The organism is Gemella sp. 27098_8_149, assembly GCF_041433745.1.
GTDB lineage: Bacteria > Bacillota > Bacilli > Staphylococcales > Gemellaceae > Gemella.
The window spans coordinates 234561-244175 of the sequence record NZ_JAPWCB010000001.1 but is presented as its reverse complement, the minus strand read 5'-3'; the positions used below and the strand labels follow the sequence as shown (position 1 = coordinate 244175).

The window sequence follows — 9615 nt, the reverse complement described above, 5'->3', positions numbered from 1 at the left end:
GACCCAGAACCTTTGTGAGTGTGACTCGATAAAACTGATTTCTCAGAAATCACGATTTTTGAGTCACTCCATTTTTTCTTAATATTTAGTAAAAGTTTAAAATATGTATATAAACAAATAAGGATGTATGTTAGAATAATATGTAATAGTAATTATATCGACGTAGGAAGGATAATGAAATGGAAGTATTTAATAGTCTTTGGTTTGAATTTACTAAATTACCAGAAATAACGGCGATAGTATTAGGTGGATCTAGAAGTGGTAATAACTATGACAGAAGTTCTGATTATGACCTATATATTTATTGTGGAAATATACCTAATAAAGATGTAAGAAAATTAATTTTAGGTAAATATTGTTCTTATATTGAGTTAGAAAATCAATTTTGGGAAGTAGAAGATAATTGTATTTTATCTGATGGAATAGATTTAGATATTATTTATAGAAATATAAATGATTTTGAGAATATTATAGAAAATGTTGTTGAAAAACATCAAGCGAGTAACGGATATACAACATGCTTTTTGCATAATTTGATAAATAGTAAAATTCTATATGATCCACATAAAGAATTTTATAGAATAAAAGAAAGATTTTCAGTACCATTCTCAAAAGAGTTAAAAGAAAATATTATTTTGAAAAATTTTCGTTTATTAACTGGAAATTTACCATCTTATGATAAGCAGATTTTAAAGGCCCTTAATCGAGGGGATCTTGTAAGTGTAAATCACCGTATTTCGGCTTTTATAGAATCATATTTTGATATTATATTTGCAGTAAATGAACTTACTCATCCAGGAGAAAAGAGAATGATATCGTATGCTAAAGAACATGCTAAAATTCTCCCTAAGGATTTTGAAGAAAATATGAATGTATTATTAAATAGTATGGGAAGTACTTTAGAGAATGTAGAAAATAATTTGAAAAATATTATAGATAATTTAATGGGAATTTTATCATAGATTTATTGTAAAAATTTGAACTGATATATTGATTAAATAGTAGGTTAATTTTATATATGATAAATCTTATGATTGTATTTTATCAATTCAAAAATAAATTTATATGATTTGAAAGTTTTGAAATTGTTTTTCAGAACTTTCTTTTTTAATATTCATTTGTATTTATGTTATAATAAGGAAGTTAATGTAAAATTAAATGAGTCTAAAAAAAATAGGGTACAAAATTGATTTTACAATGAATAATAAAATTTGATTGTATAGAAATATTGAGGTAATATATGCAAAAGAAAAATAAAATAGTAATACAAGGAGCAAGAGAAAATAATCTAAAAAATATAGATTTAGAAATTCCACGTGATCAGTTTGTTGTTATTACTGGATTAAGTGGTAGTGGTAAAAGTTCACTAGCCTTTGACACTATCTATGCAGAAGGACAACGTCGTTATGTAGAAAGTCTTAGTGCTTATGCTAGGCAGTTTCTTGGTAATTTAGAAAAGCCAGATGTTGACCTTATAGAAGGATTATCACCAGCTATATCAATAAATCAAAAAACAACATCCAAAAACCCTAGGTCAACTGTAGCAACAGTAACAGAAATTTACGATTATCTACGTCTACTTTATGCAAGAATTGGAGAAATCTACTGTCCAAATCATCATGAAAAAATTGAGAGTAGTTCAATAAGTCAAATTGTGGATGCTATTATGTTAATGCCAGAACGTAGTAGAATTCAAATAGTAGCACCGATTGTTAAGGATAAAAAAGGTACTCATAAAAAATTAATAGATAAACTAATAAAAGATGGATATATTCGATTCAAAATTGATGGTGAATTATACGAAGTTGGAGATATTCCAGAATTAGATAAAAATAAAAAACATTCTATTAGTGTAATTATTGATAGGATAGTTATTAAAGAAGGAATTGAAACACGTTTAGCTGATTCATTAGAAACGTCACTAAACCTTTCTAATAATGATTTAGTAGAAATAGATGATGTTAAAGAAGAAACTACACAGTTATTCTCAACTAAGTATAGTTGTAAACATTGTGATTTTACATTAGGAGATTTAGAGCCTCGTATCTTCTCATTTAACAATCCACAAGGCGCTTGTCCTGAGTGTGACGGTTTAGGGATGCACGAAACAGTAGATGTTAACAAAATTATTCAAAAAGACTTAACGATAAATGAAGGTGCAATATTAGTGTATAATAATGCAACTTCAACATATTATCCAAGTTTAATTAAATGTGCATGTGAACACTTCGGAATTGATATGGATACTCCATTCAAGGATTTAAGTAATGAACAGCAACAGATTATTTTATACGGTAATGATCAAGAAGAAATTACTCATAAATATATTAATGATGAAGGAGTAATGCGTTCACGTATTATATATTTTGAAGGTGTAGCGAATAATATTCTTAGACGTTATAAATCTGGAATGACTAGAGCAACTAGAGAAGCTATGGCTAAGTATATTAAAGAAGATTCATGCCGTAGTTGCAAAGGTCAAAGATTAAAACCAGAAATCTTATCAGTATATGTTGCAGAAAAAAATATTGCGGAAGTTTGTGAAATGTCTATTAAAGACAGTTATGAATTTTTCCAAAATATAAAACTAAGTGAAAAAGATTATGCAATAGCTAAATTAGTACTTAAAGAAATTAAATCAAGATTACAGTTTTTAAATGATGTTGGTTTAGATTATTTAACACTTGATAGATCATCTGGAACATTATCAGGAGGAGAAGCTCAGCGTATCCGATTAGCAACGCAAATTGGTTCGAAACTTATGGGGGTTACTTATATTCTTGACGAACCTTCAATAGGCTTACACCAAAGAGATAATGAAAAATTAATTAATACTATGCTTTCTATGAGAGATTTAGGCAATACTGTATTAGTAGTAGAGCACGATGAAGATACGATGCTAGCTTGTGACTATATAGTTGATATAGGACCTAAAGCAGGAGAACATGGAGGCCAAGTAGTTGCTGTTGGAACACCTGATGAAATCATGGCGAATGAAAATTCTGTAACTGGAGCTTATCTATCAGGCCGCAAAAAAATAGACGTACCATCAAAAAGAAGAGAAGGTAATGGTGAAAATATCGTTATTAAGAAAGCAAGAAAAAATAATCTAAAGGACGTTAGTGTGAAATTCCCACTTGGTAAATTTATTGGAGTAACTGGGGTTTCAGGTAGTGGTAAATCAACACTTGTTAATGAAATCTTGTTTAATTCAGTAAAAAATGTACTTAATAAAGAGGAAATCGATACAACTGTAGTGAAATCGGTAGAGGGGATTGAAGGGAATATAGATAAGATTATCGATATAGATCAAAGCCCAATCGGAAGAACACCACGAAGTAATCCAGCTACCTATACAGGTGCATTTGATGATATACGAGATTTATATGCAAGTACAAATGAGGCAAAACTACGAGGATACAAAAAAGGGCGCTTCAGCTTTAACGTAAAAGGTGGACGTTGTGAAGCTTGTAGTGGAGATGGAATTTTAAAAATAGAAATGCACTTCTTACCTGACGTTTACGTACCTTGTGAAGTATGTAAAGGTAAACGATATAATAGAGAGACATTAGAAGTTAAATATAAAGGTAAGAGTATTAGTGATGTATTAGACATGACGATTAAGGAAGCATATGAATTTTTTGAGAATATTCCTAAGATTAAAAACAAACTAGAGACACTTGTTCATGTAGGACTTGATTACATAAGACTAGGTCAAAGTGCAACTACACTTTCAGGAGGAGAAGCTCAAAGGGTTAAACTAGCGAGTGAACTTTACAAAAAATCTACAGGTAAGACTCTGTATATTCTTGATGAACCTACAACAGGTTTACATATTGATGATATTAGTAGATTAATTAAAATTATTGATAAGTTAGTTGATGGTGGAAATACTGTTGTTGTGATTGAGCATAACTTAGATGTTATAAAATGCTGCGACCATCTGATAGATTTAGGTCCAGAAGGTGGAGTTGGTGGAGGAACAATCTTAGCTGAATGTACTCCAGAAAAATTAGTTAAAAACAATGAAAGTTACACAGGAAAATTTCTGAAAAAACTTTTAAAATAGTAAAAATTTAATAAAAAAAATAAGTAGTAAAGAATCAAATATTAAAAATATATTTAAAAAATATTTTACATTATGAAAACCTTTTATTTAATAGGGTTTAGATGAATAAATTAAAATCATCCGCCTGATTATACAAATTTTGAGGTTGTTTTAGTAAAGTAAGTGTGGTAAAATATAAATAGAAACTAAAGCGCTTGTAAGACTTACCATACATTCGGGCCTAACACTTTTTGAACGGGAATGAGAATCGCTTACTAGTATAAAATGCTTCCTTGAGAAGACTTTAGAACATAAGGCTATCGTACCCACCTGATTATATCAGGACCAATTTAGGTAAGAATCTACGGCGTTTTGGTTTTTTTATGACTGGTTCTAAAAAGTATCCAGTCTTTTTTAATTTAAAATTATATAATTTAAAAAATGGAGATAGAAATGTTACATCAATTTTCGAGAAATGAACTATTAATAGGAACTGAAGGTTTAGAATTATTAAAAAATAAAAGAGTAGGTATATTAGGAATCGGTGGTGTAGGCTCATTTGCGGCTGAATCATTAGCACGTTCTGGTGTTGGTTCACTAGTACTTATGGATAAAGATGATATTGATATTACAAATGTCAATAGACAAATTCATGCAACTACTAAAACTGTAGGATGCAGTAAAGTTCAAGAAATGAAGAAAAGAATTTTGGATATTAATCCAGAATGTGAAGTTATTGCTATTCAAGACTTTTATACTGAAGATACGTATCCTGTATTTTATGAGAAACCACTAGACTTTGTAATAGACGCATGTGACACAGTGACATTCAAAATACATTTAATAAAATATTGTTTAGCAAACAACATTCCAGTAATTAGTGTAATGGGTGCTGCTAACAAATTAGATCCAACAAAATTCCAAATAGCTGATATTAGTAAAACTACTGTTTGTCCATTAGCAAAAGTAATTAGAACTAAATTTAAAAAAGAAAGAGTTCGTGGAAAAGTACCTGTAGTATTTTCTACAGAAAGTCCAACAATTGCAAATAAAGAATATTTAGAAAAAATCGGTAAGCAGGACTCAGCTATACGAAAAGCGAAAATTCCACCAGCTTCAAATGCATTTTGTCCATCAATCGCTGGACTTATAGCAGCAAATTATGTTTATACTACTTTGTTGAAAAATATAAAAATATTAACTGTTGAAAAACCTATTTAATGAATGAAAACAACGCTGATTTAAGCGTTGTTTTATTTTTTAATATGGTTGACATATCAAAGTTTATGGTAGATTTTCTGTAAAAATTACACATAATTTGAAAATAATATTCTATATTAGCGTGAAAAAAAGGTTTTAAAATTTATAATTTAATTTGATTTTTTATAAAAAACAAGGTATAATGGTTATAGATGAGAAAGGAGGATTACTTTGAAGAATAAAGGAACATTACTGGCACAAAACTTGAAAAAACTTCGAAAAATGAACAATTACTCTATGTCAACTGTAGCAGATAAACTAGAGTTATCATCTCACGGTGTATATGCGAACTGGGAATACGGACGTAACGAACCAAATGTTGCAACACTAGTATCAATAGCGAAACTATATAACGTATCTATTGATGAACTGGTAGGTTATAAAACTGAAAAAGGGGAACCAGAAGAGTTGGCAGATACTCACTTTGAAGTAATAGATATGATAAAATCACTTGATAGTGAGGATTGTAAATTAGTAGAAGAAGTTTTGAGAAGATTTAGGGGATATTCTTTTTCTAGAAATATAAATCTATAACATACTCAAATACTTAGGCTATAGAGTTATAATGTAGTAAATTAAATTAATAGTTTTAAATATAGGCTAGGTAGTAATACTTGGCCTATATTTTCCTTTTCTTAAGGAATGGGGTGATAACTATTGATGTAAAAGATTTAATGAACAAAATTCTTAATGACGCAATAGCAAATAAAGCCAGTGATATCCATATATACCCACATACATCGGGTGAATCCTTTATAAGACTCAGAGTGAAAGGAAATCTGAGTGAATATGAAAAATTTTCAAATAGGGAGATAGAATCGATAATCTCGTTATTAAAATTTAATTCTAACATTGATATCTCAAGGAATAAAGAACCACAAAGTGGGAGATTCGTTTATAAACATAATGACAAAGATTATTATTTACGAGTTTCTACCTTACCGCTTAGTGAGTTAAATGAAGGTTGTGTAGTCAGAATCTTCATAAATGAATTAGAAGATGTTGAATACAGTATCTTCGATGAAGACAGTCAGTACATAAATGATCTTTCAAAAAGAGCTTACGGACTAGTCTTATTTTCCGGTCCTACGGGTAGTGGGAAATCTACATCAATGTATAAGTTAGCAAGTATGCTTGCTAGAAAAAATAAACAGGTAATAACAGTCGAAGATCCAGTGGAGAAAAAAATTCCCAGCCTGATTCAAATGCAAGTAAATGAAAAGGCAGGAATTACTTATGATAACGCACTTAAATCAATTTTACGTTGTGATCCAGATGCGATGGTAATTGGTGAAATACGCGATTATAAAACAGCAAGTCAAGTAATTACATCATCGTTTTCAGGGCATTTAGTATTAAGTACAATTCATGCTGAAGACTCTATTGGAGTAATAAATCGATTAAGAGATTTAAACCTATCATTGGAAGATATTAAACAAACTATAATTTGCATAATTTCGCAAAGATTGGTAAATTTAACAAATGGAAAAAGGGGATTAGTAACTGAAATATTAAAAAGGGAAAATATCCATGAATATATAGATAACGATAAAATACATAATTTTTCTTTAGAAAAAAAATTTGAATTAGCATTTGAGAAAGGATTAATTTCTGCTGATGAAAAAGAAAAATGGGGATATTAAAAAAATCCTAGATAAAGAGAATAAAATATATTTTATAAAACGTCTATATGAATTAATTAATCATGGATATATGTTAGAAGACTCATTAGAATTTCTTTTAATACAATATGATGTTGCTGATGATGAAATTAAAAAGATAAAAGAAAAACTCTCTAACGGAAATAAATTATCCGATATATTGGCATATCTTGGTTATTCACAATTAATTATAAGCAAAATAAAATTTGCAGAAGATTACGGTAGGATAGAAGATATGTTGCTCGAAGTAGAAACATATCTTACGATACAAAAAATACAACAAGAAAAGGTAATTAAAACTTTAAGATACCCGCTATTTTTAACACTTACACTAATATGTCTCATAATGGTGTTTAATGCGCTAGTAATTCCACAATTTGAGAACATCTATACTTCATCTAATATAAAGATGGATCTCCAAACTATTATATTAATCAAATCACTATACTATATTCCAAAATTCATTTCTATTATTATTCTACTAACTATTTTATTTTTAAGTTACATTTTTTTTACAATTAAATATAAACCAAATCTATTTTTAAAATCACTTTTATACATTCCTAAAATTAGGAGCTATTCAAAATTATATTTTTCTTACAGATTTTCTATGGAGTTAAGTTTATTTCTAATGAGCGGATTTTCACTGAAAACAGCCCTAGAAGTAATTGCTGAGGAAAACTATGACTATTATTTAACAGAGTTTTCTATAGAAATTTTACAAGAGTTAGATAAAGGTATAAGTTTCGAAGATGCAATAGGAAAAATTAAATATTTTGACACGTCAATTAGAAAATTTGTAAGCCATGGGAAGAATAATGGTTTGATTGATAAAGAGTTGAAATTGTTCAGTGAATTGATGTTAGATACATTTTTAACATCATTGGATAGAAATTTGAAAAAATTACAACCTATTTTATTCGGTATTTTAGCAGTAGTTATAGTTGGATTGTATATGGTAATATTACTTCCAATTTTTAATATGGCTAGCTCGCTAAAATAAGGAGGAACATATGGAAAATATTATGAAAAAGTTTAAAAACAAAGACGGCTTCACGTTGATAGAAATGTTAATAGTGCTCTTTATAATAGCAATTCTATTAATTCTTATAATCCCTAATATTACTAAGAATATAGACACTGCGAAAGATAAAAGTTCAGAAGCTTACGAAAAAACAGTACAGTCTCAAGTTACAGCTTATGAAATTAATGAAAAAGATAAAGATGTTACATTTGAAAAACTAGTTGAAAAACATTATTTAGATGGCCCTGCAGATAAAGCTAGTACAGCACCTAATGGTAAGAAAATAGTAATAGCTAATGGTAAAGCAACACTTCAAAAATAGACAGGGATTTTCTTTGGTAGAGATGATAGCCGTGTTATTAATAGTTAGTATTATTGTGATAATTCTATCTAGAATTTCTGTAAATACCTATGATAAATATCAAGAGAGATTAGCTGTTAATGAGCTAGTATCGGAAATTTATACTATCCAAACTAAGAGTTTAGGTAAGGATAGATCTTATATCTGCTTTTTTTCGAGTGATGATGAATATGCAGTATTGTATGATGGTCAGAAATATTGGAAAAAAATAAGAAAAAATGGTAAAGCAAAACTTGGAGCAGCTTCTGTCAAATTTGAATATTGGAGAGGAAGCCTAATATCTAAAGCTAATACTGTAGATGTTAAATTTGATAATAGTTTATATCGCATAATTGTGCATTTAGATACAGGGTATGTGACACTAGATGAAGTACAATAAACAAGCTTTCACTTTTGTGGAATTGATAGGGGCTCTATTTATCTGCTCTCTATTATTCGTATTTTTAATTCCAAATATGGTCAGACAGTATTCTAATCTATATAAGGTAGAAAAAGAGTTAGAAATGAAAGAAATTTTGTATGAAGAAATTTGTAGTCATTATAAGGATAAGAATTTTACTATAAAGAGAAAGAATTATTACATAAGTGTTAGTGAAAATTCAGCGAAAATTGAGGATGAAGAAACTGGTGAGAAAATCAGTTATAGCTAAATCAAAACAAGGATTCACCTTGTTAGAATTGACAGTATCTTTATTCCTATTAGTAATCCTAACACTACTACTTATGTTAATATTGCAGACTACAATAAACACTTCTAAAAGATTTTTAGATTATTCGAATTATGAATATGCCTTGGCTCATAGGAAAATATTGCAGACATACAATAATAGTGCAAAGGTCACTCAAGAAAAACATTATATTATAATGACGAGTAAAGATGGTATGGAAGATGTAAGAATAAATTTCAATGATAATCAAATCTACATGGATAAGTTTAAAAATTCTAATGACTTTGCTGGATATATTCTCCTACTGAAACATATTAAGGGATATACTTTATCTGTTGAGGATGAAACTATACATATCTTAATTGTAGATAAAAATAATCATGAACGTGATATGTATCTAAAGAAGAAAGATGAGAAAACAGACAAAGAAAAAGCCAAAGAGGAGAAAGAAAAGAAAGAAAAAGAAGAGAAGGAAAAGAAAGAAAAAGAGAATCAGGAAAATAATAAAAATAATAATTACAATAAAACTGATAATCATGTAGAAATAGAAAAAATTAAACCAATTACTAATAACGAGGAAGGAAGTTAGTACT

The 9615-nt window shown here is 28.8% G+C and carries 10 protein-coding genes and 1 other RNA gene; all 11 read left to right on the top strand.

All coding sequences use genetic code 11. The annotated features are described in order from the left end of the window. The first annotated feature begins 179 nt into the window (after positions 1-179). Positions 180-962 carry a DUF4037 domain-containing protein gene (locus O3801_RS01160; protein ID WP_371453699.1) on the top strand — a complete coding sequence of 261 codons (783 nt, stop codon included), beginning with the start codon at positions 180-182 and terminating at the stop codon, positions 960-962. 278 nt (positions 963-1240) lie between these two features. Beyond that, positions 1241-4069, top strand: coding sequence for an excinuclease ABC subunit UvrA (gene uvrA, locus O3801_RS01155; protein ID WP_371453697.1), 2829 nt, complete (start codon positions 1241-1243; stop codon positions 4067-4069). A 179-nt stretch (positions 4070-4248) separates the two neighbouring features. Further along, positions 4249-4431, top strand: a non-coding RNA gene (gene ssrS / locus O3801_RS01150) — 6S RNA. A gap of 70 nt (positions 4432-4501) precedes the next feature. Continuing rightward, positions 4502-5269, top strand: a complete 768-nt coding sequence (locus tag O3801_RS01145; RefSeq protein ID WP_294682572.1) for a tRNA threonylcarbamoyladenosine dehydratase — start codon at positions 4502-4504, stop codon at positions 5267-5269. A gap of 210 nt (positions 5270-5479) precedes the next feature. Then, positions 5480-5842 (top strand): helix-turn-helix domain-containing protein, encoded by a 363-nt coding sequence (locus tag O3801_RS01140; protein ID WP_084812676.1) that lies wholly within the window; start codon positions 5480-5482, stop codon positions 5840-5842. A gap of 140 nt (positions 5843-5982) precedes the next feature. Next, positions 5983-6951 carry a competence type IV pilus ATPase ComGA gene (comGA, locus tag O3801_RS01135; protein WP_371453694.1) on the top strand — a complete coding sequence of 323 codons (969 nt, stop codon included), beginning with the start codon at positions 5983-5985 and terminating at the stop codon, positions 6949-6951. After that, a complete protein-coding gene (comGB, locus tag O3801_RS01130; RefSeq protein WP_294682568.1) occupies positions 6926-7972 on the top strand; it encodes a competence type IV pilus assembly protein ComGB in 1047 nt (348 codons plus the stop codon). The genes comGA and comGB overlap by 26 nt, the downstream gene beginning before the upstream one ends. 10 nt (positions 7973-7982) lie before the next feature. Then, the gene (gene comGC, locus O3801_RS01125; protein ID WP_294682566.1) at positions 7983-8315 is read left to right on the top strand and encodes a competence type IV pilus major pilin ComGC; all 333 of its coding nucleotides are present in this window, start codon (positions 7983-7985) and stop codon (positions 8313-8315) included. After that, positions 8290-8733 carry a prepilin-type N-terminal cleavage/methylation domain-containing protein gene (locus O3801_RS01120; RefSeq protein WP_371453691.1) on the top strand — a complete coding sequence of 148 codons (444 nt, stop codon included), beginning with the start codon at positions 8290-8292 and terminating at the stop codon, positions 8731-8733. The genes comGC and O3801_RS01120 overlap by 26 nt, the downstream gene beginning before the upstream one ends. Continuing rightward, entirely contained in the window at positions 8720-9004 is a 285-nt protein-coding gene (locus tag O3801_RS01115) for a type II secretion system protein (RefSeq protein ID WP_371453689.1), read from the top strand. Before O3801_RS01120 ends, O3801_RS01115 begins: the two co-directional genes overlap by 14 nt. Then, complete coding sequence (locus O3801_RS01110) at positions 8982-9611, top strand: prepilin-type N-terminal cleavage/methylation domain-containing protein (protein WP_371453687.1); 630 nt, start codon at positions 8982-8984, stop codon at positions 9609-9611. Before O3801_RS01115 ends, O3801_RS01110 begins: the two co-directional genes overlap by 23 nt. Positions 9612-9615: the final 4 nt, after the last annotated feature.

Bases quoted from the DNA above. Each gene is read 5' to 3' on its own strand.
- O3801_RS01120 (WP_371453691.1), top strand. From the start codon at position 8,290: ATGGTAAAGCAACACTTCAAAAATAGACAGGGATTTTCTTTGGTAGAG.
- comGA (WP_371453694.1), top strand. From the start codon at position 5,983: ATGAACAAAATTCTTAATGACGCAATAGCAAATAAAGCCAGTGATATC.
- comGC (WP_294682566.1), top strand. From the start codon at position 7,983: ATGGAAAATATTATGAAAAAGTTTAAAAACAAAGACGGCTTCACGTTG.
- O3801_RS01115 (WP_371453689.1), top strand. From the start codon at position 8,720: ATGAAGTACAATAAACAAGCTTTCACTTTTGTGGAATTGATAGGGGCT.
- comGB (WP_294682568.1), top strand. From the start codon at position 6,926: ATGAAAAAGAAAAATGGGGATATTAAAAAAATCCTAGATAAAGAGAAT.
- O3801_RS01160 (WP_371453699.1), top strand. From the start codon at position 180: ATGGAAGTATTTAATAGTCTTTGGTTTGAATTTACTAAATTACCAGAA.
- uvrA (WP_371453697.1), top strand. From the start codon at position 1,241: ATGCAAAAGAAAAATAAAATAGTAATACAAGGAGCAAGAGAAAATAAT.
- O3801_RS01145 (WP_294682572.1), top strand. From the start codon at position 4,502: ATGTTACATCAATTTTCGAGAAATGAACTATTAATAGGAACTGAAGGT.